The sequence below is a fragment of the Enterococcus sp. C76 genome, from assembly GCF_040886985.1.
GTDB classification, from domain to species: domain Bacteria; phylum Bacillota; class Bacilli; order Lactobacillales; family Enterococcaceae; genus Enterococcus_B; species Enterococcus_B lactis.
Genome location: NZ_JBFOEY010000008.1, coordinates 57321 through 79841, shown reverse-complemented (window position 1 = coordinate 79841; position 22521 = coordinate 57321). Strand labels below are relative to the sequence as shown.

The window sequence follows — 22521 nt, the reverse complement described above, 5'->3', positions numbered from 1 at the left end:
CTGTCCCAGCCTCTTTTGTAAATTACAATTTACTTGCTGCTTCTTCATCGATGATCACAACGACATTGTCGTGGTTTTGCAATACACTTGCTGGTAAATGATTCGTTACAGGTCCTTCAATCATCCCTTTGATTGCATCAGCTTTGCTTTCGCCAAACGCCATCAAGACGATTTCTTTACTTTTCATGATCGAGCCAATTCCCATTGAAACAGCTTTTGTTGGTACATCTTCTGCTTTATCAAAGAATCGTTTGTTTGCATTGATCGTTGATTCTGTCAAATCAACTACTGAAGTTGTTCCGTCAAATGAAGCACCAGGTTCATTGAAACCGATATGTCCATTTTGCCCGATTCCTAAAATTTGGATATCGATTGGATGAGCATCGATGATTTGATCATACTTTTTGCATGCTGCTTCCAGATCTTCTGCTTTCCCATCTGGTACAAATGTTTCTTTGAATGTTTTTTTATCAAATAATTGGACATCCATGAAATGGCGGTAGCTTTGTTCATCTGAACCACCTAGTCCAACGTACTCATCTAAGTTTACAGAAGTCATTTCACTGAAATCCAAATCGCTTGAAGTCATTTCTTTATATAAAGTAACTGGTGTGCTTCCTGTTGCCAATCCTAATACTTTTGCACCTTTGTTCATACCTTCTTTGATGATTTCAAATGCTTTTTTTCCGCCTTCTTCAGCGTTTTTTACACGAATGATTTCCATAGTGATTGCTCCTTTGTGTTTTGGTATAGCCCAATTATAGCATTCTTTTTTTCTTTTTACAATAATCAGTATAGACCAAATTCTATTTTTTTCATTTTCTTGACAACAAAAGGGCATCCGTGTTAGGTTTCATAAGATGGTTCAATCAAACAATCCATGTTGCATGAAAACCAAGCACTTGATTCACTGTGGACGCTTTATGTCTGCAGTTTTTTTATGAAAAAGGAGTTATTATGAGTATACTGACATTAAACAACATCACCCAGCAGTTCGGCGATAAAATCCTCTATGAAGGAGTCGATCTGCAATTAAACGCTGGCGAACATCTTGGGCTGATCGGACAAAACGGAGCCGGCAAAAGTACATTGATTAAAATCATCACTGGTGAGATCCTGCCAGATGACGGACAGATCCATTGGCAAAAAAATATTCATAAAGGTTACCTCGATCAATATATAGAAGTCGATGAAACATTAACGATCGAAGAATTTCTAAAAACTGCGTACGCAAAAGAATACGAAAAGGAAGAAAAAATTGCTTTTCTTTACCAAACATATAGCGAGACCTTCGATGATTCCTTGCTGGAAAAAGCTGGGAAACTCCAAACGGAATTAGACCAAGGAGTGTTTTATCAAATCGACACCTTAGTTGCTGAGATGAGCAGCGGGTTGGGAATCGATGTCTTAGGTTTAGATTCACTGTTGAAAAATCTAAGTGGTGGACAACGATCAAAGGTGATTTTAGCAAAACTACTTTTAGAAAACCCAGATGTTCTGATCTTAGATGAACCAACCAATCACTTAGATGATCAGCATATCCAATGGCTGACGCAGTTTCTTCAGGATTTTGACGGTGCGTATATCGTGATTTCCCATGACCAAGAATTTCTTGATCAGATCACCACCCATATCGCAGACATCGAGTTTGGAAAGATTACTAAGTATACTGGCCATCTAAAACAAGCATTAAAACAAAAGGAACAAAATCGCGAAAGCTATTTGCGCCAATATCATGCTCAACAAAAACAAATCGAAAAGACCGAAGCTTATATTCGGAAATACAAAGCCGGTTCCCGATCAACGATGGCAAAAAGCCGACAAAAACAATTAGATAAAATCGAACGGCTGACACCTCCCGCTTCAGCAAGTAAAGCTGTCTTTGATTTTCCATTCTCTCCTATTGTCACGACGTTGGCAGTGGAAACAACTGATTTAGTCATCGGCTATGATCGACCGCTACTTGCACCCATCAATTTGACCATCCGGTTTGGTGAAAATATTGCCATTCGAGGCTTCAACGGGATTGGGAAATCTACTTTGTTAAAAACATTGATTGGTGAGATCGAAAAAATAAGTGGCGATTTCCACTTCCCAGATAACACAAAAATCAATTACTTTTCACAAGATCTGTACTGGGAAAATCCATTAGAAACACCACTACAATACTTAAGTAGTCAATTTCCAAAAGCAACTATCAAAGAATTACGTCGCCAATTAGCTAAAGCTGGACTAGTCAATCAATTAGCAAGCGAACCTCTCACTACATTAAGTGGTGGAGAACAAACCAAGGTGAAACTTGCACAGTTGACAATGAACCAAGGTAATTTACTGATTCTCGATGAACCGACGAACCATATTGATCAAGAAACGAAAGAAAGCTTACAAGATGGCATTCAGAAATTTCCAGGAACGGTGATCATCGTCTCTCATGAACAAGAATTTTATCAAGATCTTGTTCAACGAGTTATTGAGATCGAGCCAAAATAATGAGACAAAAAGACAAAAAAACTGATGATAGCATGATCATCAGTTTTTTTGTTGTTCAGTTTTCTTTTTTCTCTCGAAAAACAACGAATTGAAAGAAAAACGCACATCCCTGAAAAACAAGTCCGCTAACCGTTACACCTAACCAACCATACTGCTGCCACATGGTCGTCCCTAGCAATGAACCAGCCGCACCTCCAATAAAGTACATAAACATAAATACAGTATTATTTCGGTTGCTTGCTGCTTCACCTAGTCCTTGTACTCGTGTTTGATTGGCGACTTGACCAAATTGATTCCCGACGTCTAATAAAATAATAGCTAAAAGCAAAATGGCCAAATGGCTTCCGCCAACCAATAAAGCAATAAAACTTATTGTTTGCATAACAAGTCCCATATATACAATTTTTCTTTCAGAATAAGAATCTGCCAGTCGTCCCACGATAGGTGCAGCGACTGCTCCAGACAACCCAAAAATCGCTAATATCCCTGCTTCAAAAGTCCCCCAATTGTAAGCGGGACTGCTGATATAAAAAATCAACGTAGACCAAAAGATCGAAAATGTGCCAAACATAAAAAATCCGCTGACTGCCGCTTCTCTTAATAAACGTTGAGAGGCAACTAAATGCGGCAAACTTTTGAGTGAATCAAGGTATGAAACAGATGTACTACTTTGCTGGACAGAACGCGGCATCTTCCAGTAAAGCAGAAGTGTAAGAATCCCGACGGCACATAAAGCAAATAAATAGATCATCCGCCAAGAAAAAAGACTGGCAACAATACCAGATACCGTCCGAGAAAGCAAAATCCCCACGAGTAAACCGCTAAGCAATGTTCCCATGACTTTTCCTCTTGCTTTTGGTCCCGCTAGTACCGCACCGTAAGGAATGATGATTTGCGGCACGATCGAAAGTAATCCTATTAAAAAAGAAGCGCATGCAAATAACGTAAACGAAGGCGCAAAAAAAGCGGCCAACAGCGAGATAGCAGATAACGCTGCCATTCGTATAATTAATTTTGGACGATCCACCACGTCCCCTAAAGGAACTAAAAACAGTAGCCCTAGTGCATAGCCTAACTGGGTCAGCATTGTCAATATCCCGACTGCACTTGTGCTAACAGATAAACTAGCTGCTACTTTTGTTCCAATCGGCTGGATATAATACATATTAGCAACAACGACGCCGCAAGTGATTGATAATAATAAAATAAGCGATGTTGTTAAAGATGTTTTTTCTTTACTCTCCATTGATTTCCCCCATTTCCTATCTTAGTTTACAACTTATGGAAAAGATTGGAAATAGAAAAATATAACTATTCGCCATACTTATTATTTTTGTCTTTGTTTTCCTTGTTTTTTCTTGCGATCTTTATAAATGAAGACAACTAACCCTACTAACACAGTAACACTTGCAACCAATGTGACTGCAGTTTTGTTATATCCGTGAAACAGAGCTTCTCCACCACACGCATACAACACAGATGAAGGGATGACTCCAATCACGATCGACATTACGATTTGCTGAAGAGGCAGTTTCATCGCATCTGCAGCAAAATTGACCATAGAAGATGGGATCACCGGTATCATGTAACCTAACATTACGCCTATTTTTGGATGTCTCATTTGCCGAATGGATCGCACCCAATGATTTTTTTCAGTTTTCTTGTCTAAAAACTTCAATCGGTGCATCAAAAACACAGCGGAGATATTGCCCAGAGCATTCCCTAAAACATTGATACCTGCCCCAATGAACGGACCAAAGCTCAATCCGGCAATGACACCAATAACCGAAGTAGGGATACCGGGAACAGCACACATCACTGCCGTTAATACGACTAAAAGAAGCCCTGCGAAAAATCCGTGAGAACGGATATGAGCCAGTAGCTGTGCTTTACTTGCTTTCGGGTTCAAAAATAATTGTATATCTGTCTGGTATTCCAAATACAACCGATAGCCCACCATCAGTATCAGAACGATTCCCAACGTGATCAAAATCAATCGGATTTTTTTCTTTTTCATATTACCTCCTGAAAAAAACTATATTCATTAAATAATAGTTTAACATAAAAACAAAAAAGCACCGAAATCCAAGATAGGATCTCAGTGCTTTTAAATAGTTAAAAAATTATTTAACAGTTACAGATGCGCCAACTTCTTCAAGTTTAGCTTTCAATTCGTCAGCTTCTTCTTTAGATACGCCTTCTTTAACTGGTGCAGGAGCGCCATCAACTACAGCTTTAGCTTCTTTCAAGCCTAAGCCAGTTGCTTCACGAACTGCTTTGATAACTTTAACTTTTTGGTCTCCAGCTGCAGTTAATTCTACAGTGAATTCTGTTTGTTCTTCAGCAGCAGCAGCGCCACCAGCAGCAGCTACAGCTACAGGAGCAGCAGCAGATACGCCAAATTCTTCTTCAATAGCTTTAACTAGGTCGTTAAGTTCTAGGATAGTTGCTTCTTTTAACTCAGCAACGATGTTTTCAATGTTCAATGCCATTATAATTTCCTCCGTTTAAATGTTCTTTTTTATTTAATACTTTATGCGGCAATTAAGCTGCATCTCCATCTTCTTTGTCTGCCACTGCTTTGACAGCGTAAGCCACGTTGCGGACTGGCGCTTGTAGTACAGATAGCAACATAGATAGAAGTCCTTCGCGATTTGGCAATTTTGCCAATGCTGTGATTTCTTCTAATGAAGATACTTTACCTTCGATGATACCGCCTTTGATTTCTAATGCTTTTGCTTCTTTAGCAAATTCGTCCATGATTTTCGCTGGTGCAACTACATCTTCGTTACTGAATGCAACGGCTGTAGGTCCAGTGAATACTTCGTCCATGCCTTCAAGGCCAGCTTTTTTAGCTGCACGTGAAAGGATTGAGTTTTTGATAACTTTCATTTCTACGTTAGCATCACGAAGTTGTTTACGTAAACGTGTTACTTCATCAACTGTTAATCCGCGGTAGTCAACGACTACTACTGATGCAGCTGCTGTAAATTTTTCGCTTACTTCATCAACGATTGCTGCTTTTTTTGCGATAATTGCTTCACTCATTTTTGAGTTTCACCTCCTGAATTTTGATGGAAGAGTTTTTTGAACTGAAAAAGCAAATCACTTGTATAGTTTCTTTGCTCAACCAGTATTGTTCATCATCTAGTCTCTTCGTTCATAGTGATTCTACTCGCTTTGCTCGAAAGGAAACTCCTTTCGCTTTGCTCAGCTCAACCAGTATTGTTCATCATCTCTTCACTTCGTTCATAGTGATTCACAATAAAAAACTCTATGCCACCGCAGACATAGAGGGACTATTGAATATATTCAATAAACGTCCTCGGTAGGAAATTAAGGCTTGGAGCCACCTACTGTCTTCGGTACAAGTTAATTATTAACCTCAACTAGCTTAGCATGCTAAACTAGTTGAGTCAAGAATTATTTTTCAGTTGGATCAATCAACGTTCTAATATTTGATTAGAAAGAAGCTTGGTCAACATGGATACCAGGTCCAAATGTTGTTGTGATCGTTACATTTTTCATGTATTGACCTTTAGCTGCTGATGGTTTAGCTTTTAGCAATACATCATGGATTGTTGCAAAGTTTTCAACTAATTTTTCATCATCAAATGAAACTTTTCCGATTGGTACATGGATGTTTCCAGCTTTGTCTACACGGTAAGTTACTTTACCAGCTTTCACTTCGTTTACTGCTTTTGTTACATCCATTGTAACTGTACCAGTTTTAGGGTTTGGCATTAAGCCTTTTGGTCCTAATACACGTCCTAGACGACCTACAGTAGCCATCATATCAGGTGTTGCAACAACTACGTCAAAGTCAAACCATCCGTTTTGGATTTTTTGAACCATGTCGTCGTCACCTACGAAATCTGCACCAGCTGCTTCAGCTTCTTTTGCTTTGTCTCCTTTAGCAAAAACTAAAACAGTTTGTGTTTTACCAGTTCCGTTTGGTAATACAACAGCACCACGGATTTGTTGGTCTGCTTTTTTAGGGTCTACGTTCAAACGGTATGCAACTTCAACTGTTGCATCAAATTTTGCAATGTTTGTTTCTTTTGCTAAAGCTACTGCTTCGGCAACAGGATAAACTTTACTTGAATCAACTTTTTTTAATGCATCTTGCATTTTTTTGCTCTTTTTAGCCATTTTGGTTCCTCCTTGATTGTGGTTATAACGGTTGTACCTCCCACGTGTTCTATATCTTTCAATATAGAGCCAACTGAGAAGCTGCTGTCTTAGGGTGTAGAGATTATTCTACAGTGATCCCCATGCTTCGTGCAGTTCCTTCAACCATGCGCATTGCTGCTTCAACGTTAGCTGCGTTTAGGTCTTCCATTTTTAATTCAGCGATTTCTCTTACTTGATCGCTAGAAACTTTCGCAACTTTATTTTTGTTTGGTTCACCTGAACCTTTTTCGATTTTAGCTGCTTTTTTCAATAGAACAGCAGCTGGCGGTGTTTTTGTAACGAATGTGAATGAACGGTCTTCGTATACAGAAATAACAACCGGAATGATCAAACCTGCTTGATCAGCTGTACGAGCGTTGAATTCTTTTGTGAATCCCATGATATTGATACCCGCTTGACCTAGTGCAGGACCTACTGGTGGAGCTGGAGTTGCTTTCCCTGCAGGAATTTGCAATTTAACGATTTTTTCTACTTTCTTTGCCACGAGACATACCTCCTTAAGTCCGTGATGTGGTTAATTGGAGATGCATATTTCTCCTCCCACGTTTTATCTGATCTGAAAAAATCCAGACAAATAATGTGCAAAACAATGCACACTGGTACAGTATAGCAAATTTATTTGTTTTTTCAAGATTTTTTTCTGCTATTTTTACATTTTGCTTGAATAAACGCTAAATTTATTCTAAAAAAACAACAATTTTTCGTTCCCATTTCTTCTTTTATGTTACACTTGCGCTAGCATGGTTCAACAGATGAAAGCAAACAATAACGCGGTTTTTTTAGACCCTTGTACAAAGATTCCTACATAACAAAATGAGGTGGAGAAAATGAAAGATTTAAGGTATAGAAGTGTCTTTGATATTATTGGACCTGTGATGATTGGTCCAAGTAGCTCCCACACAGCTGGAGCAGCTAGAATTGGGAAGATCGTACGCAGTATATTTGGCGAGCAACCTGATTCTGTAGATATTTATCTATATGAATCATTTGCAAAAACCTATCGGGGGCACGGAACAGACATTGCATTAGTTGGCGGTCTATTAGGAATGGAACCTGATGATGAACGTTTAGCTGATTCTTTGAAATTGGCATATGAAGCAGGCATGGAAGTCTTGTTTGTTCCTAAGAGTGAAAAAGCCGAACATCCGAATTCTGTAAAGATGCTTCTAAAAAAAGGAACACGAAAGCTTTCAGTTACTGGCATTTCGATCGGCGGTGGCAATATCCAGATTTCTGAATTGAATGGATTCAAAATTTCTTTAAGCATGGGAACACCTACCTTGATCGTTGTTCACCAAGATGTTCCAGGGATGATCGCTAAAGTGACTGGTATACTTTCTGAAACCAATACGAATATCGGTACTATGACAGTGACACGGGAATCAAAAGGCGAAAGTGCCATCATGATCATTGAAGTAGATAATCCTCAAGTTGAAGAAACAGTAAGAAGACTCAAACATCTGCCAAATATCGACAGCGTAAACTATTTCGATTAAGGAGCTGAAAAAATGTTTTTATCGATTGAAGAATTAGTAGACCAAGCGAAAGCTTATTCAAGTGTAGCAGAATTGATGATTGCAGTTGAAATGGAAATGAGCGGTCGTTCCCGTAGTCAGATCATTGCGATTATGGAAAAAAATCTTTCAGTAATGGAACAATCGATCAACGAGGGAAAAGAAGGTGTCACCTCCGTCACAGGGATTACCGGTGGCGATGCAAAAAAATTAGATGATTATTTGAACGAGGCAGATTTTTTGAGCGGAGAAACGATCTTAAAGGCTGTACGCAACGCTGTAGCTGTTAACGAAGTCAATGCAAAAATGGGATTGATTTGTGCTACACCGACTGCTGGAAGTGCGGGGGTTGTTCCTGGTGTGTTAATGGCTGTCCGAGATCGGCTTGGTTTGTCCCATGAACAGCAATTGGAATTCTTGTTTACTGCTGGCGCTTTCGGGTTAGTAATCGCGAACAACGCTTCTATTAGTGGCGCAGAAGGGGGTTGTCAAGCAGAAGTTGGTTCTGCAAGTGCAATGGCGGCGGCAGCTTTGGTTTGCGCAAAAAATGGGACTCCTCATCAAGCAGCTCAAGCAGTAGCCATCACATTGAAAAATATGATGGGACTGATTTGCGATCCTGTTGCAGGTTTAGTTGAAGTACCTTGTGTCAAACGTAATGCTTTAGGGTCTTCTCAAGCTTTCATCTCTGCTGACATGGCATTAGCGGGTATCGAAAGTGTCATTCCACCGGATGAAGTCGTTGCTGCGATGTATCAAGTCGGACGACAAATGCCATCGATTTTCAAAGAGACAGCAGAAGGCGGCTTAGCTGTTACGCCAACTGCTAAGCGACTTACAGAAGAGATTTTAAATAAGAGGTCGTAAAAAAGCTGCCTAGTTTCGAGTATTAAGAGATTAGTTATTTCCATCACAAAAAAACGAAGAGACGCACAGTTAGGCCTCTCTTCGTTTTTTTATTAATCCATCAATTTCGTATTTTTTACTTCATCAATCGTTTTTGTTCCTGCAAGTTGCATCGTGATCGACAATTCTTTGTTCAGGTGTTCAAAAACAGAAGTTACCCCTTCTGCCCCACCTAGATTCAATCCATAGATCACTGGTCGGCCAATCGCAACTAAGTCAGCACCACTTGCCAAAGCTTTAAAGACATGTTCTCCTCGACGGACGCCAGAGTCGAAAATCACTGGTACACGTTTATTGACTACTTCGGCAATTTTTGGCAATACTTCAAAGGAAGCAGGACCTCCGTCTAATTGTCGACCCCCATGATTAGATACCCAGATACCATCTGCCCCTGCAGAGATAGCAATGACTGCATCTTCTGGCGATTGTATTCCTTTTACGATGACTGGAAGATTGGTGATTTCTTTGATTGTTTTGATGTCATCTGGTATCAAGCCTTGTTTTGCAGCTGCATAAATTTCTGCAATTCCTTTTCCTTCGCCATTTCCACTTGCACTTTGTTCGCTATAAGCAGCTAAATTAGGCATTGGTAATGGAAATTGGAATTGATTGATCACATCTTCTTCACGGTAACCACCGAGCGTTGAATCTGCCGTTAAAATGATGGCTTTAGCCCCTGCTTCTACTGCTTTTTTCAAAATGAACTCATTGAATCCATCGTCTTTACTCATATATAATTGGAAAAACTGCGGTGCACCTGGCGCTGCATCTGCTGCATCTTTGATTGTCGTGTTCGCATAAGTGCTGATGGAAAAGATTGATCCAGCAGCAGCTACCCCTTTAGCTGTATCAGCTTCCCCTTTTTCATGTGCCAATCCTTGGGCCGCTGATGGCGCTTGGATAATCGGTGTGTCTAATTCAATTCCAAAAACTGATGTATGCAAATCTGCTGAGTCGATTCCGCGTAATATCCGTGGCATGATTTTTTTTGTATTAAAAGAAGTCGTATTTTCTTTCATCGTCCACTCATCTTCAGAACCACCGCGAATATAGCCAAAAGCACCTGCTTCCATGCGCTCTTTTACACGACCTTCTAGTGAGGCAATGTTTACGATATCGATTGGATGTTCTTCATTACTTGTATGATAAGTCATAGTAGATCCTTCTTTCATCTTCTTGATTACATATAAATCATACTATCCTTACAAAAAGTAAGCAAACATTTACTCTCGGATCCTTTTCTTGCTATTCGTTCCAAACAAATCGACTAACAAGCTGATCTACTTCTTGGTTTTCATGAAGCATACTATGAGCGGCATTTTCGCCTTTTACTATTTTTTCTTCTACTTCATTTCCGTGTTGTTTCAACAACGCATAGACAGCTAATGCACTGTTTAACGGTACTGTCCCATCACTCAAGTCTGCTTCATCTAATTGTCCGGCAATCAGGAAAAATCGAGTAGTTGTAGGCATATTTCCGATCATTTGCTGATAATCTTGATAGCGGCTAGAAACAACAGCAGGCCCCTTTGCTAACTCCTCTGTCAGAGATTGCCCACTGTCATCGACAAAATCATTAAAAGGTGCACCAATTGCCGTAAATGTCTGAACTTGCGGCAATGACGTATCCTGTCCATATGTTCCTAAATAGCGTAATGCACTAACTCCTCCCATGGAATGCCCCACTATGTTGACTTTGTCTATGCCCTCGTTTTCTTTCAGATACAAAAGACAAGATTTGATCCATTCTGCTTGGTTCCACTCGTTGTTTTTATTATCTTCAAACAATACTTGGACCATCGGATTGTCTGCTTTTCCAGACAAGTCCCCTTCTGCTTGTATTTGTCCATCTGCTCCTACTATTAAAACTAATTCTTTTACTGCTTTTTGATTTTTTTCCAAACGTTGCAACATCCCTTTAAAGGAATTTTCTGTCCCGCTGTAGCCATGGAAAAAAAGTGTTGGAATAGTGGTTTTTTCTATCAATTTACTGGATTCTACCGTTTTTTCTTTATCAGAAACTGCAGTAGTATTCGTCTTCGTCGTCTGGCAACCACTTATCGCAAACAAGCTGATAAGCACTAAAGCTGCTGTAGCCGCATGTTTGCATACATTTTTGATTTGATTTGTCATTCGCCTCTTCCTTTCCATATAGAAAAAAGAAAGACTTGAAAGGTCAATCGTATGATCGACATTTCAAGTCTCTTTATTAATCGATTTTATCTACTTGATCGAAATCAAGTTCTGTACTTGTTTCACGACCAAACATATCGATGTTGACTTTCAATTTTTCTTTTTCTCCGTCAACTTCTGTTACTTGTCCTTCTAATCCAGCAAATGCGCCTTCGATGATTTTCACAACTTCGCCAACTTCTACTTCTAGATCATTTTGTCGTAGACTCATGCCGATAGAACGCAAGATATGATTGACTTCTTCTGGAAGTAGTGGTGCTGGTTTGCTTCCAGCTCCGTGTGAACCAACGAATCCTGTCACGCCTGGTGTGTTACGGACAACATACCAGGAAGCGTCTGTCATGATCATTTCAACAAGAACATATCCTGGAAATGTTTTATGAACGATTTCTTTTTCTTTCCCATTTTTGACTTCTGTTTCTTTTTCTTCAGGAACAACGACACGGAAAATAAAGTCGGCCATTTTCATACTTTGCGCACGAGATTCGATATTTGCTTTTACTTTGTTTTCATATCCTGAATATGTATGCAAGACATACCAGTTTTTTTCAAAAGATTCCATTGAAGGCTCCTCATTTCATTGTAAAATAAAAAAACCTCAGTACACCCGAAGTTTTTCTTTCGCTTCATTATAGCACTAAAAGCACATTGTGGCTAGCGAGTTATTTTAAGATCCAGCCAAATAAACTTTGGATTGCTGTATCCATTACGTAAAACATCAACCCGAAAAGAATAGAAGTTTCGATAACTACCAACGTATCTTTACGAAGTTGTTTTCTGTTTGGCCAAGTTACTTGTTTGATTTCATCTTTTACGCTTTTTAGAAATTTCATGAGACATCCTCCTTTGCTGTTTATTTCGTTTCTTTATGTAATGTATATTGATTACAATATTTACAAAATTTGTTGATTTCTAAACGTTCGCCGCTTTTTCCTTCACTGACTGATTTTGTGTAGTTACGAGACCCACAAACGGAACAAGCGAGTGCTGCTTTTTTCTTTGCCATTTACTTCTGCCCCCTTGCTGAGAATCAGACTTATACTTAATAACAGTATCACGTAACTTTTTACTTGTCAATTTGTGAAATAAACTATCTATTGTTTTAGATAAAATTATGATATGATTAATTTGAAATTAAGCTAAAATGAGACAATTGGAGGTATAGCGATGCTATTAAAAACACTTGTATATAAGAAAAAAGATCTGACAACCGTTACAGAGACTAGTACATTAGAAGAAGCATTAAAAATTTTAGAAACTTCCGGATACCGTTGTGTGCCGATCTTAGATTCTTCAGGGAATATTTTCCGTGGAAATATTTACAAAATGCACATCTATCGTCATAAAGCAAACGGCGGTGATATGACGCTTCCTGTCACTCATCTTTTGAAAAATGCCACAAAGTTCATTTATCTGGATACTTCTTTCTTCAAAGTATTCTTTACGATCAAAGAGCTTCCTTATATTGCTGTCCTTGACAGTGAAAATCATTTTTATGGTATTTTGACACATAGCACATTACTTAATATGCTCTCTCAATCTTGGAGCGTAGAACAAGGGAGCTATGTGCTGACAATTGCTTCTACAGGAAAGCAAGGAGATCTGGCTGCTATCGCAAAAATCATTTCAAAACACAGTAGCATTGCCAGCTGTATTACTCTTGATATTGAAAAAGACGAATACATCCGACGTACATTGATTACGCTGCCGGCGAACACTGAACCAAAAGTATGTGAAACGATCGTCAACCACTTAGAGAAAAAGAATTATAAAGTGGTAGAAATCGAAAATTTGCAAAACCAAGAAGCATAATAAAAATGACAAAAGAAATACAGCTCAGCTGCTTTCTTTTGTCGTTTTTTTACAATTAGACACGCTTTTCAAAATCAAGCGAACGATCTAAATAATACATCAGTGGTGCTGAAACAGCCATGATGATGAACTCGCTTAATGCAAGTGTACCATAGGTTGTCCAAAATGCTTGGCCACCTGTCGGAACTAGCATATAAGCAATCAATCCCATGCTGATGGTAAAGAAGATCGTGTTCAATACTAAACGCATCTTTACATTTTTCACTTTGTTTTGCAACAAAGCTGTCAGACCTAAAGAAAGCAATGTTTGGCCACCACCGAAAACCACATCCATGATACCAAATCCAAAGAAGGCATTATAGACGATGACCCCACCCAAAACTCCCCAAAGTAATTTACGGTTAAAGACAACTAAATGATTCAAACTTTCTGAAATACGAAACTGGATCGGCCCTGAGGATACAGGCGCAACTAAAATAGTTAACGCTAGATAAAGAGCCATGACGATACCATTTACAACGATTACGGACAACCGTTGTCTGCTTTTCGTTTTTTGCATTTTCTCTCCTCGTTTCTCCTAGTTTTTTTAATGCGGGATGGTTGATGAACCGCGATTATGTGAAACAAACAATAATTATAACAGACTTTTCATTTATTTCAATCTGTCTTATCTACTTTTGAAAAAAGTAAACAAGCAAAATGTAAACGTTTGCTAAAAGTCTCAAAATATGGTATAAGATAAGTGTAAGGGGTCATAAGAATTCCCAGTAAAGCAGACGAAGTAGGTTCTGCACGAACAGAATTGTTGTGAAACTTAAATAAATAAAAAAGGATGTGGGAATTTGAGCAACCTCTTACTAGAGAATAGTCTAGCAGGCAGCTGAAGGTCTAAGTGGACATACCGAACCTTGGAACTTCTCCTTACGTAAGTAATGGATGATGCGCTTGCTAGGCTTTTTTGTGTTTTTCGGTCTCCAGACCTTTTTCATTCTCCTAGTCTTCTGCTATAATAACCAAGAATTAATTTTGTAACAGGTGTTTTTTTGTAAAAAACAAGTTTCTTTCATTCCAAAAATAGAAAAAGCTTGCTAATTATTGGTTAACCAGCAAACAGGATGATTAAAATATCTTGTTTTATTGAATAGCAGGAGGAAAATATGAAATTCCATTATCATTTATTGATCAATCCATCGGCAGGCAGTGGAAACGGCCATAAAGTAGCAGAAAAAATCTTGCCGGTATTAAAAAACAAACATGTCGACTATACCCTTCATTACAGTGAATACAAAGGACATGATGCGGAGATTGCTGAAATTCTGGCAAAAGAAACATTAGTACCTTGGACAGAAGAACAGGAAACAATCGAAACTTTCCCTCTTTTGATCATCGTAGGAGGAGACGGAACCTTGCATCAGGTACTTGATACTTTCTATCAGATGGAAGTTGAATTTCCTGTCGCTTATATTCCAGCAGGCTCTGGAAATGATTTTGCTCGAGGAGCGGGACTTCCTAAGAATCCTAAAAAAGCACTTCAGCTGATTTTAGCAGCTCAATCACCAGATAAAGTCCATATAATGGCTTATGAAGAAAAAATAAGTGAAAAAAAAGGAATAGCTGTTAATAATTTCGGTATTGGATTAGATGCAGCTATCGTCCACGCGACAAATCATTCTTCTACAAAAAAACGATTGAACAAATACAACTTAGGTTCTTTTTCGTATTTGTTCTCTATTCTCCGGACTTTATTTACTCAAAAAGGATTTCCAATTCTAGTGGATGCAGGAGGAAAGCAGTTAAGTTTTTCAAATGCATTTTTATGTACAGCAACGAAGCATCCTTTTTTTGGAGGAGGAATCGCAATTGCTCCAACTGTAGATGCGTCTAAACCAGTCATTGATTTTGTCATGGTCGAACGAATCAATATTTTTAAAATCATATGGCTTATCCTTTTACTTATGCAGAAAAAACAATTGAAATCGAAATATTTCCATCACTACACAACAAACAGATTACGAATCGTTTCAACAACGCCGCAATATGGTCAAGAAGATGGAGAAGATGTCGCTCCTCGTCCCTTTGATCTGCAATTTTCTACAAAAAACCAGTTATTTTTCAAGTAATTTCGAGTATAAAGAAAAATTTTGCGGAAACGGTTGCTCGCATTTTTGCAAAAGTTTGTCTTCATACCGAGAAACTGGCTTTTGAACACCATTTACCAAGAAGAGCCTATAATTTCACTCCAAGTCACCAAGAATAATTTCAAAAAGCGGATGAGGCACAAGTCGTGTCACATCCGCTTTTTAAGTGATCATTATTGCCAATAAATAGCGCATCCGTATCGTCAGATTCTTTTATAATGTATACGGTGTAATGTTTTCCATACCAATCATTGGATCTACTAATTTCTGATCAATCGCTTCTGCAGTAAGAACGAACTCCTTAGGAACAGCAGGTTCTATCTCTTCTTTCTTTTCTTCCACAATCGATGAAGAAAACAGATCTGGTTCCACTGTTTCCATTACTTGGTTTTTCGATTCATTCGTTCCACTGTCGTCTTTTATAGGTAACTGTTCTTTTATGTCCTGCGACTCTTTCGTATAGGTCCCATCTTCAAATGGATCATTTCCAATCAAAGAATCTTCATAAGCTGCTAATTTTGTCCGCAGAGTGATAGTCATTTTTTCATTATCGATGATTCTTGATTTCAACGTAGTCATTCGGCTTGCCGATTCATTCGCTACACAAGTGGCATACGCTTGCTCTTCCCCTAACAAAATCAACAGTTCCTTACTCCGAGTAACCGCCGTGTAGAGTAGATTACGCTGAAGCATGCGCTGATATTGATGAACCATGGGCAAAATGACCATTTTGAATTCACTGCCCTGTGATTTATGGATCGAGCAACAATAAGAAAGAGTAATTTTATTCCACTCGTTTCTTTTATAAGTGACCTCATTTGCATCAAACTGGATAACTAATTCATCCACTTTATCTTCCGAATCTTTTGCCAAGATAATCCCCGTGATTTCTCCCATATCCCCATTGAATACATTCAATTCAGGAGTATTGACTAACTGGAGTACTTTGTCTCCTATCCGATAAACGGTGTCGTTCCAATGCACTTCCTTTTTCCCAGGTCTCCCTGGATTGAATATCTCCTGCATCATTTTATTTAACGCATCGATTCCTGCAGGTCCCCGATACATTGGTGCTAATACTTGGATATCTTGTGCACGGAATCCCTTATTTTTCGCCTTTTCCACAATTTTAGAGATCAGGGGTTCAATTTGATACGCGTCGCTTCGGAAATAGGAACGATCTTTTTGATTCTTTGTGAAATCTTTTGGTAGACGCCCTTCTTTGATTTCATGGGCAAGAGGAATAATACTAGAACCATCACCTTGTCGATAGATCTGATTGAGTTCCATTTTAGGAATTTGTTCGATTTCCAAAAGGTCATGTAGCACTTGTCCAGGACCGACAGAAGGAAGCTGATCTTTATCTCCTACTAGGATAACTTGCATATTCGTCGGAATCGCTTTGAATAATGTGTTAGCCAGCCATGTATCGACCATAGACATCTCATCAACGATCAAAAGTCCGCCTTCTAATTCTTTCGTGCTGACTGAAGGTGTTTTTTCTCGTCCATTCAGCCCAAGTAAACGATGGATTGTGCTGGCAGGCAGACCTGTTGTCTCATTCATTCGTTTAGCTGCCCGGCCAGTGGGTGCTGCAAGCAGAATAGGAAAAATTTCTTGGGTATATTTTGACGGGTCCAATTCCAGACCATTCAACTCTGCAAAAAGATTAACGATCCCATTGATCACAGTAGTTTTCCCCGTACCTGGTCCTCCTGTTAAAATAAATAGAGGAGAACGGATGGCTTCAGCGATTGCTTGTTCTTGCGAGGGTCCATATTGTATACCGAATATTTTTTCGATACGCCGAATATTTTTCTGCACTTCTTTTTCAGGATAATGGATTTCTTTTTTACGGCTGAGCAGACGTTGGATGGAATTGCCGATTCCCCATTCAGAAAAATACAAACTGTTTTCGTAAAGATTCGTTTCTTCTTGTTGGATTTTTCCTTCTTCAACAAGCTGGATAATCACAGTAGCAACCTGATCAGGCAGAATTTCGATTGGACGACTTGTTTCTAAAATACGGATGGTTTGCTGAAGCAATGTTTCCGCCGGTACGTATGTATCTCCTGTTTGAACAGCATGCTGAAAAATCTGATGCAAGATGGCTGCTCGGATTCTTCTAGGTGAATCTGCTGCAATACCGATTTGTTCGGCTAGATTATCTGCACGTTTGAACCCGATTCCTTCTATGTCTTCGACTAGCTGATACGGATTTTCTTCGATGATATCCAAAGACTCGTTCTTATAGGTCTGATAAATACTGAAGGCTAACTGACTACCGAATCCATAACGATTCAATCCCATGATTACTTGATCCATCCCGTGATTTAGACGAATCGTTTCAGCAAGCATTTCTCTTTTTGGCTTCGTTAAACCAGAGACTTGTTTTAATACCGAAGGATCAGCAATGATTTTTTCGATAGCATCTTCTCCCAGCAACTCGACGATTTTCTCTGCTGTTTTCTTACCGATCCCAGGGAATTTTTCGCTGGAAAGATAAGCTACGATTCCATTCGCAGTTGTTGGTTTTTCTTGCTCATATCTTTCGACTTTAAGCTGTCTTCCGTATTTAGGGTGATCCACTAGTTCTCCATAAAAACGATAGGTCTCATTTTCTTGGATATCGCCAAAGCTTCCGGTAACTACAATTTCTTTTTCACGGTAATCAGCTGTGGTTTCGCTGATGTGTACCAAAAGCACTTTGTAAAAATTACTAGGATTTTGAAAAAAAATCGCGGCAACTGTACCAACGAAATAAGGCATTTCTTCTGGCTGCATCGGAAGCCGCCTCCTTCTTCTATAGTAAAGGTTCTGGTGCTGTTTCAGTTCCTAAAAAATCTGTTTGGTTCCATACTTTCAGTTCATACGGCAATAATTTGCAAGGCTCTTCAGTCTCTAAAATCGTCAGGCTGCTATTGAACAAACCGCCCATTTCCCGCAACTCACTTAGCTCTTTCCCTGTCATCCATTGAATGGCAGCAGTTAATGAGGCCCCATGACCTACGAATAAAAGAGGTCCGTTTTTATGTTGAGCAACCGCATCCGCTACAACAGTTTCAATACGTGTGATTGCTGATTCAATCGTTTCTCCATGAAAAGGAGAAGGATCATATAGATCTAAGTGATTACGCAAATTCGGCAGATTCTCTGGGTATTTCTGATACATTTCATCGATTGATTGTCCTTCTAAAGTACCTAGCCCTAGTTCTCGCAGTTTATCTGTATAAAAAATCTCTACCGGACGAGCAAGCTCTTTATTGATACCTTCTGCTGTATCGCGTGCTCGTTTTGCTGTACTGGAATAAATTGCTTTAAAAGGAACATATTTTACTTTTTTCCCAAATGCTTTGATTTCTTCATAACTTTGAGGCAAAAGCGGAGAATCGCCATTGCTCCCTTGAAAACGTCTTTCCTGATTCCATTGTGTCTTCCCATGTCGGGTAAAATATAGTTCCATACGCAGCAAACTCCTGTCTTTCTTTTATTTTACTCTATAATAAACTGTCTAATCCAGCTTGTCATTTTCATAATGGTGCGTTAATTCTAAATTAGGGAATCCTTGCTGACGAAGTGCTTCGTACACGATCATTGCAGCTGTATTCGATAAATTCAATGAACGAACATGCTCATCATTCATAGGGATGCGCAAACACTTTTCCTCGTTTTCGCGCATAAACGCTTCTGGCAAGCCAGTTGTTTCCTTTCCAAATAAAAAGAAGTGCTCTTCTCCATCAGCAAAATTTTCTTCACTGTATACCTTATGAGCAAATTTTGAGATCAAGTGTAGTTTACGATCACCTAAAAATGCTAAAAAAGCTTCTAAATCACTGTGATAAGTAATATTTACATCATTCCAATAATCTAACCCTGCTCGTTTCAGATGTTTGTCATCCGTTGAAAAACCTAGGGGCTCAATTAAATGAAGCGGCGTATTCGTGGCCGCACACGTACGGGCAATATTTCCGGTGTTTGCAGGTATTAACGGTTCGAATAAAACGATATGATTCATCAGGATCATTCCTCTCATATTTATGTTCGTTTCTATTTTCTGACAATTTGATTTTTGCATAAAAAAAAACGTATCAACTCGGTGTCAGTCACTGCGAGTCGTTACGTTAGTGAAGCTCTTCTCACTAACTTTTATCAGAACAGGAACCTGATAAAAACCAATGAAAAAACAACTTGTTGCTACTATAACACCCTCAACTTACTTTTGCAACCTCTACTCTTTAAAAACTACTAGAAAACCGTTTTCTCTTAGTTCCTTTTAATAATTCTATGTCAATTGTAATCTTATTCAAAGGATTCTTGTACAAGTCTGCTTTGATTTCTTCCTCCACTTGCCACTCTAAGGGCGACATTGCTAAAAGATCTTTTCGATTTTCTTCTGGTATCTCAAATTCATAGGTCACACGCTGACGTTCAGTTAGTTTCATCGATTCAGTAAACTTTGCGACTACACGATCATTGGAATAACTTTGCTTTTCAGGTTGATTCGGATAAAAAGCCTGGCGCAGTTCTTTTAAATAATTTTCTTGCGGCACTACTTTCAGCACCTCTCCATCTTCTGACAGTACACGTTGAAATTCTTGGTAATGAGAAGGCGAAAAGATATTTAAGATCGTGTTAAATGTCTGATCAGCAAATGGCAAATTGGTCAAATCCGCTACACACCAAAATGCCTCGACAGATTGTTCCGTAGCTGCATAGACCCCTTCTTTTGAAATATCAAATCCAACAGCAGTTTGAATCTTTTTCAATTTTGAAAGTTCATTCAAGAAGCTTCCTTCTCCGCAGCCGACATCTAATAGCGAGACTTCATTAGGCAGATGCTGTGCGATAGTCTCAATAAGAGGCTGATACATGCCTGATTGGATCATTCTACGCCTTGGAACGAACATTTCTTGATCATATTCTGTTTTAACCGCGTGGGATAAAAAGTAAAGTGTTCCTTTTTTGGACAGATCAAAACGGTGATTCTTTTTGCATATCAAGCCATTATCAGACTTTTCTACCTCTTCTTGGCAAACTGGACAGCGGAACAGCTGATGTTTTTCTGCCAAAAACTGGCGTCCTCGGTCAATTTTTTTTAACATAGTTCCCCCTCATTTCTGTTTTATCTTACCGTTAGATGCTCACTTTGGCAACTGGTAAAAATATGATACAATGCCTAGAAGAAAGCGAAAGACAAAGGAGAAGATCAGATGATCAAAGAATTTTGTGCTGAAAACTACACATCTATTCCTCTGGCAATTGCCAGAGGAGCTAACCGAATCGAATTATGTGACAACTTAGCGGTCGGCGGAACGACCCCAAGTACTGGTGTGATCGAAGAAACATTAAGTTACGCAGGGGAAAAAAATATCCCTGTAATGACGATTATCCGTCCTAGAGGGGGCGATTTTGTCTATAACGATATCGAATTGAAAATTATGCATACTGATTTGATTGAAGCAAAAAAATTAGGGACGGATGGCGTAGTTTTTGGTTGTCTTACTCCCTCAGGATGGCTAGACGAAGAAGCATTGGAACTATTGATCGAAACCGCAGAAGGCGTACAGATCACCTTCCATATGGCTTTTGATAGTATTCCTGAAGAACGGCAATTTGAAGCAATCGATTGGCTAGCAGCGCACGGTGTTGACCGTATCTTGACGCATGGCGGCCCTGCTGATCAAACGATTGAAGAACATTTCCCACGGCTCAAAGAATTGATTGACTATGCAGATGGCCGTTTGATCATTTTGCCCGGTGGTGGCGTAACAGCAGCGAATGCAGCACATGTAGCTAAAGAATTAAACGTGAGTGAAGTCCACGGAACTAAAATCGTTGAACTTCAGCCATAATCTTATAAACAAAAAACATTGGCAACAAGCAGTATACTTGTTGCCAATGTTTTTGCTTTTTACATAAAATAGCCCATAAATAAAGAGGCAATATTGAAATAAATCAGTACACTTGTCAAATCACTCAAGGTCGTGATAAATGGACCGCTTGCTACCGCTGGATCAAATCCTAGACGATCCATCAGCATCGGAATCAAACTACCTGCAAGATTCGCCACTGTTATCGCAAACAGCATGGCCATCCCTATCACAAACCCTAAGATAAAATTATGTTTCCAAAAGCCCACGATCAGAAAAATCGTAATCCCTGTAACAGCTCCTGTTACGACGCCGGTCAAGACTTCAGCCAAAACAAGTCGGACAAACCCGTGATCTTTGTCATCAGAGATTGCAAGTCGACGGACAGCCACAGCCAGCGACTGGGTTCCAGCATTACCAGCTGTTCCTGTGATCAGTGAAATGAAGACCGCTAAAATGCTCGCTTCACTTACCAAGTCTTCATAATGACTGATCAAAGAAGCAGTAGACATACCTAAAAACAACAGAGTGATTAGCCAAGGCAAACGTCGAGATGCTGCCTTTACTGGATTTTCATTGATTTCTTCCACATTGACCCCGGCAAGTCCTGAATAATCGCTGGCAGCTTCATCATCAATAACGTCAATGATGTCATCGACTGTGACGATTCCCAACAAATGATCATCATAATCGGTGACAGGAAGAGCTAAGAAGTCATAATCCCTGAATGTTTGTGCCACATCTTCTTGGTCGTCGCCTACATGAACTGAAAGCACCCGCTCGCTCATCAGATCAGAAATCATAGCATCATCATCATTCACGATTAGGTCGCGTAGAGAAATAACCCCCACTAGTTGACCTTCTTGATTAACGACATAGATGTAATAGATTGTTTCAGCAACATCTGCTTCATTCTTCAGCACATACATCGCAGAGCGAACGGTTTGATTTGCTACGATCGAAACAAATTCAGTAGTCATGATTGCACCAGCTGTTTCGTCTTCGTAATGGAGCAATTCCTTGATTTCACTGGCATCGTCTGCAGACATCAAACTTAAATATTTAGCAATTTGCTTTTTATCTAACGTATTAAGCAAATCGACAGCATTATCTGTATACATCTCAGAAAGCATATCTGCTGCATAGCTAGGACGCATCTCATCCAGATATTCTTTCATATGTTCGTTATCTTCTTCAATCACATCGAACATATCCGCTAATTCTTTAGGCGACAGATAGGAATAGATCAGCTGCCTGTTCTCTTCTGTAAGAGATTGGTAGAATTGCCCCTGCTCATAGATATGCATCTCTAAAAAACTGTTTCTGAATGCCTGAATATTATTTTCCCTTAAATCTTGAGTCAACTGGGCAAATCTTTCCTCTAATTCTTGATTTTCATCCAAA

General features: G+C 39.2%; 24 protein-coding genes, 1 riboswitch and 1 other annotated feature. Of the genes, 6 read left to right on the top strand and 18 right to left on the bottom strand.

The genetic code is table 11. From position 1 onward, the window contains the following. Window positions 1-22 precede the first annotated feature (22 nt). Window positions 23-724 carry a glucosamine-6-phosphate deaminase gene (gene nagB, locus AB3I00_RS11020; RefSeq protein WP_129160116.1) on the bottom strand — a complete coding sequence of 234 codons (702 nt, stop codon included), beginning with the start codon at window positions 722-724 and terminating at the stop codon, window positions 23-25. Window positions 725-957: 233 nt separating this feature from the next. On the opposite strand from nagB, the gene AB3I00_RS11015 reads away from it, so the two are divergent. Next, complete coding sequence (locus AB3I00_RS11015; protein ID WP_086286476.1) at window positions 958-2490, top strand: ABC-F family ATP-binding cassette domain-containing protein; 1533 nt, start codon at window positions 958-960, stop codon at window positions 2488-2490. Between the two features lie 55 nt (window positions 2491-2545). On the opposite strand, the gene AB3I00_RS11010 is transcribed toward AB3I00_RS11015, so the two are convergent. The 6 genes from AB3I00_RS11010 to rplK all read right to left on the bottom strand — a co-directional run bounded on the left by AB3I00_RS11010 (window position 2546) and on the right by rplK (window position 7168). Further along, entirely contained in the window at window positions 2546-3736 is a 1191-nt protein-coding gene (locus AB3I00_RS11010) for an MFS transporter (RefSeq protein WP_024635125.1), read from the bottom strand. An 81-nt stretch (window positions 3737-3817) separates the two neighbouring features. Next, on the bottom strand, window positions 3818-4507 hold the full coding sequence (locus AB3I00_RS11005; protein WP_002291632.1) for a TVP38/TMEM64 family protein: 690 nt from the start codon (window positions 4505-4507) through the stop codon (window positions 3818-3820). 106 nt (window positions 4508-4613) lie between these two features. Then, window positions 4614-4982, bottom strand: a complete 369-nt coding sequence (gene rplL / locus AB3I00_RS11000) for a 50S ribosomal protein L7/L12 (protein ID WP_002291633.1) — start codon at window positions 4980-4982, stop codon at window positions 4614-4616. Between the two features lie 52 nt (window positions 4983-5034). Beyond that, on the bottom strand, window positions 5035-5538 hold the full coding sequence (gene rplJ, locus AB3I00_RS10995; protein WP_002291634.1) for a 50S ribosomal protein L10: 504 nt from the start codon (window positions 5536-5538) through the stop codon (window positions 5035-5037). Window positions 5539-5746: 208 nt separating this feature from the next. After that, window positions 5747-5874: a sequence feature (ribosomal protein L10 leader region), on the bottom strand. A 78-nt stretch (window positions 5875-5952) separates the two neighbouring features. Next, window positions 5953-6642, bottom strand: coding sequence for a 50S ribosomal protein L1 (rplA, locus tag AB3I00_RS10990; RefSeq protein ID WP_002291636.1), 690 nt, complete (start codon window positions 6640-6642; stop codon window positions 5953-5955). 103 nt (window positions 6643-6745) lie between these two features. Beyond that, the gene (rplK, locus tag AB3I00_RS10985; RefSeq protein ID WP_002291638.1) at window positions 6746-7168 is read right to left on the bottom strand and encodes a 50S ribosomal protein L11; all 423 of its coding nucleotides are present in this window, start codon (window positions 7166-7168) and stop codon (window positions 6746-6748) included. Window positions 7169-7511: 343 nt separating this feature from the next. Here rplK and sdaAB point away from each other — a divergent pair, with 343 nt between their 5' ends. Both sdaAB and sdaAA read left to right on the top strand, forming a co-directional pair. Next, window positions 7512-8180, top strand: a complete 669-nt coding sequence (sdaAB, locus tag AB3I00_RS10980; protein WP_002315670.1) for an L-serine ammonia-lyase, iron-sulfur-dependent subunit beta — start codon at window positions 7512-7514, stop codon at window positions 8178-8180. Between the two features lie 12 nt (window positions 8181-8192). Further along, window positions 8193-9065 (top strand): L-serine ammonia-lyase, iron-sulfur-dependent, subunit alpha, encoded by an 873-nt coding sequence (gene sdaAA / locus AB3I00_RS10975; RefSeq protein WP_002309997.1) that lies wholly within the window; start codon window positions 8193-8195, stop codon window positions 9063-9065. Between the two features lie 92 nt (window positions 9066-9157). Here sdaAA and AB3I00_RS10970 read toward each other — a convergent pair whose 3' ends face one another. The 5 genes from AB3I00_RS10970 to rpmG form a co-directional block, all read right to left on the bottom strand. After that, window positions 9158-10258 (bottom strand): lactate oxidase, encoded by a 1101-nt coding sequence (locus AB3I00_RS10970; RefSeq protein WP_368025206.1) that lies wholly within the window; start codon window positions 10256-10258, stop codon window positions 9158-9160. A gap of 91 nt (window positions 10259-10349) precedes the next feature. Continuing rightward, entirely contained in the window at window positions 10350-11255 is a 906-nt protein-coding gene (locus AB3I00_RS10965; protein WP_368025205.1) for an alpha/beta fold hydrolase, read from the bottom strand. Window positions 11256-11313: 58 nt separating this feature from the next. After that, window positions 11314-11859, bottom strand: coding sequence for a transcription termination/antitermination protein NusG (nusG, locus tag AB3I00_RS10960; RefSeq protein WP_002294580.1), 546 nt, complete (start codon window positions 11857-11859; stop codon window positions 11314-11316). A gap of 100 nt (window positions 11860-11959) precedes the next feature. Continuing rightward, window positions 11960-12130, bottom strand: a complete 171-nt coding sequence (gene secE / locus AB3I00_RS10955) for a preprotein translocase subunit SecE (protein ID WP_002309994.1) — start codon at window positions 12128-12130, stop codon at window positions 11960-11962. 20 nt (window positions 12131-12150) lie between these two features. Next, window positions 12151-12303 (bottom strand): 50S ribosomal protein L33, encoded by a 153-nt coding sequence (gene rpmG, locus AB3I00_RS10950; protein WP_002294578.1) that lies wholly within the window; start codon window positions 12301-12303, stop codon window positions 12151-12153. Window positions 12304-12464: 161 nt separating this feature from the next. On the opposite strand from rpmG, the gene cbpA reads away from it, so the two are divergent. Continuing rightward, complete coding sequence (gene cbpA, locus AB3I00_RS10945) at window positions 12465-13109, top strand: cyclic di-AMP binding protein CbpA (RefSeq protein WP_002315667.1); 645 nt, start codon at window positions 12465-12467, stop codon at window positions 13107-13109. Between the two features lie 55 nt (window positions 13110-13164). On the opposite strand, the gene AB3I00_RS10940 is transcribed toward cbpA, so the two are convergent. After that, complete coding sequence (locus AB3I00_RS10940; RefSeq protein WP_002315666.1) at window positions 13165-13668, bottom strand: QueT transporter family protein; 504 nt, start codon at window positions 13666-13668, stop codon at window positions 13165-13167. Window positions 13669-13680: 12 nt separating this feature from the next. Beyond that, a riboswitch (PreQ1 riboswitch) is annotated at window positions 13681-13727 on the bottom strand. A gap of 539 nt (window positions 13728-14266) precedes the next feature. Between AB3I00_RS10940 and AB3I00_RS10935 the strand changes: the two genes are divergently transcribed. Next, window positions 14267-15229, top strand: coding sequence for a diacylglycerol kinase family protein (locus AB3I00_RS10935; RefSeq protein ID WP_368025204.1), 963 nt, complete (start codon window positions 14267-14269; stop codon window positions 15227-15229). A 231-nt stretch (window positions 15230-15460) separates the two neighbouring features. Here AB3I00_RS10935 and AB3I00_RS10930 read toward each other — a convergent pair whose 3' ends face one another. From AB3I00_RS10930 to AB3I00_RS10915, 4 genes are all read right to left on the bottom strand, one after another. After that, complete coding sequence (locus tag AB3I00_RS10930) at window positions 15461-18031, bottom strand: ATP-dependent RecD-like DNA helicase (protein ID WP_070770145.1); 2571 nt, start codon at window positions 18029-18031, stop codon at window positions 15461-15463. Between the two features lie 19 nt (window positions 18032-18050). After that, window positions 18051-18710, bottom strand: coding sequence for a histidine phosphatase family protein (locus tag AB3I00_RS10925; protein ID WP_024635131.1), 660 nt, complete (start codon window positions 18708-18710; stop codon window positions 18051-18053). Window positions 18711-18758: 48 nt separating this feature from the next. Continuing rightward, on the bottom strand, window positions 18759-19262 hold the full coding sequence (gene trmL / locus AB3I00_RS10920; protein ID WP_002328916.1) for a tRNA (uridine(34)/cytosine(34)/5-carboxymethylaminomethyluridine(34)-2'-O)-methyltransferase TrmL: 504 nt from the start codon (window positions 19260-19262) through the stop codon (window positions 18759-18761). Between the two features lie 220 nt (window positions 19263-19482). Further along, the gene (locus AB3I00_RS10915; protein WP_368025203.1) at window positions 19483-20349 is read right to left on the bottom strand and encodes a methyltransferase domain-containing protein; all 867 of its coding nucleotides are present in this window, start codon (window positions 20347-20349) and stop codon (window positions 19483-19485) included. A 108-nt stretch (window positions 20350-20457) separates the two neighbouring features. Here AB3I00_RS10915 and AB3I00_RS10910 point away from each other — a divergent pair, with 108 nt between their 5' ends. After that, entirely contained in the window at window positions 20458-21099 is a 642-nt protein-coding gene (locus AB3I00_RS10910; protein ID WP_002309986.1) for a copper homeostasis protein CutC, read from the top strand. A gap of 59 nt (window positions 21100-21158) precedes the next feature. On the opposite strand, the gene mgtE is transcribed toward AB3I00_RS10910, so the two are convergent. Then, entirely contained in the window at window positions 21159-22520 is a 1362-nt protein-coding gene (mgtE, locus tag AB3I00_RS10905; protein WP_002315660.1) for a magnesium transporter, read from the bottom strand. Window position 22521 lies beyond the last annotated feature (1 nt).

Excerpts from the sequence above, each read along its gene's own strand:
- trmL (WP_002328916.1), bottom strand. The coding sequence starts at position 19,262 with ATGAATCATATCGTTTTATTCGAACCGTTAATACCTGCAAACACCGGA.
- AB3I00_RS10935 (WP_368025204.1), top strand. The coding sequence starts at position 14,267 with ATGAAATTCCATTATCATTTATTGATCAATCCATCGGCAGGCAGTGGA.
- rpmG (WP_002294578.1), bottom strand. The coding sequence starts at position 12,303 with ATGGCAAAGAAAAAAGCAGCACTCGCTTGTTCCGTTTGTGGGTCTCGT.
- AB3I00_RS11005 (WP_002291632.1), bottom strand. The coding sequence starts at position 4,507 with ATGAAAAAGAAAAAAATCCGATTGATTTTGATCACGTTGGGAATCGTT.
- AB3I00_RS10910 (WP_002309986.1), top strand. The coding sequence starts at position 20,458 with ATGATCAAAGAATTTTGTGCTGAAAACTACACATCTATTCCTCTGGCA.
- AB3I00_RS11015 (WP_086286476.1), top strand. The coding sequence starts at position 958 with ATGAGTATACTGACATTAAACAACATCACCCAGCAGTTCGGCGATAAA.
- AB3I00_RS10915 (WP_368025203.1), bottom strand. The coding sequence starts at position 20,349 with ATGTTAAAAAAAATTGACCGAGGACGCCAGTTTTTGGCAGAAAAACAT.
- AB3I00_RS10970 (WP_368025206.1), bottom strand. The coding sequence starts at position 10,258 with ATGACTTATCATACAAGTAATGAAGAACATCCAATCGATATCGTAAAC.
- AB3I00_RS10965 (WP_368025205.1), bottom strand. The coding sequence starts at position 11,255 with ATGGAAAGGAAGAGGCGAATGACAAATCAAATCAAAAATGTATGCAAA.
- rplJ (WP_002291634.1), bottom strand. The coding sequence starts at position 5,538 with ATGAGTGAAGCAATTATCGCAAAAAAAGCAGCAATCGTTGATGAAGTA.
- AB3I00_RS10925 (WP_024635131.1), bottom strand. The coding sequence starts at position 18,710 with ATGGAACTATATTTTACCCGACATGGGAAGACACAATGGAATCAGGAA.
- AB3I00_RS10940 (WP_002315666.1), bottom strand. The coding sequence starts at position 13,668 with ATGCAAAAAACGAAAAGCAGACAACGGTTGTCCGTAATCGTTGTAAAT.
- sdaAA (WP_002309997.1), top strand. The coding sequence starts at position 8,193 with ATGTTTTTATCGATTGAAGAATTAGTAGACCAAGCGAAAGCTTATTCA.
- secE (WP_002309994.1), bottom strand. The coding sequence starts at position 12,130 with ATGAAATTTCTAAAAAGCGTAAAAGATGAAATCAAACAAGTAACTTGG.
- nagB (WP_129160116.1), bottom strand. The coding sequence starts at position 724 with ATGGAAATCATTCGTGTAAAAAACGCTGAAGAAGGCGGAAAAAAAGCA.
- rplL (WP_002291633.1), bottom strand. The coding sequence starts at position 4,982 with ATGGCATTGAACATTGAAAACATCGTTGCTGAGTTAAAAGAAGCAACT.
- nusG (WP_002294580.1), bottom strand. The coding sequence starts at position 11,859 with ATGGAATCTTTTGAAAAAAACTGGTATGTCTTGCATACATATTCAGGA.
- rplA (WP_002291636.1), bottom strand. The coding sequence starts at position 6,642 with ATGGCTAAAAAGAGCAAAAAAATGCAAGATGCATTAAAAAAAGTTGAT.
- sdaAB (WP_002315670.1), top strand. The coding sequence starts at position 7,512 with ATGAAAGATTTAAGGTATAGAAGTGTCTTTGATATTATTGGACCTGTG.
- AB3I00_RS11010 (WP_024635125.1), bottom strand. The coding sequence starts at position 3,736 with ATGGAGAGTAAAGAAAAAACATCTTTAACAACATCGCTTATTTTATTA.
- cbpA (WP_002315667.1), top strand. The coding sequence starts at position 12,465 with ATGCTATTAAAAACACTTGTATATAAGAAAAAAGATCTGACAACCGTT.
- AB3I00_RS10930 (WP_070770145.1), bottom strand. The coding sequence starts at position 18,031 with ATGCAGCCAGAAGAAATGCCTTATTTCGTTGGTACAGTTGCCGCGATT.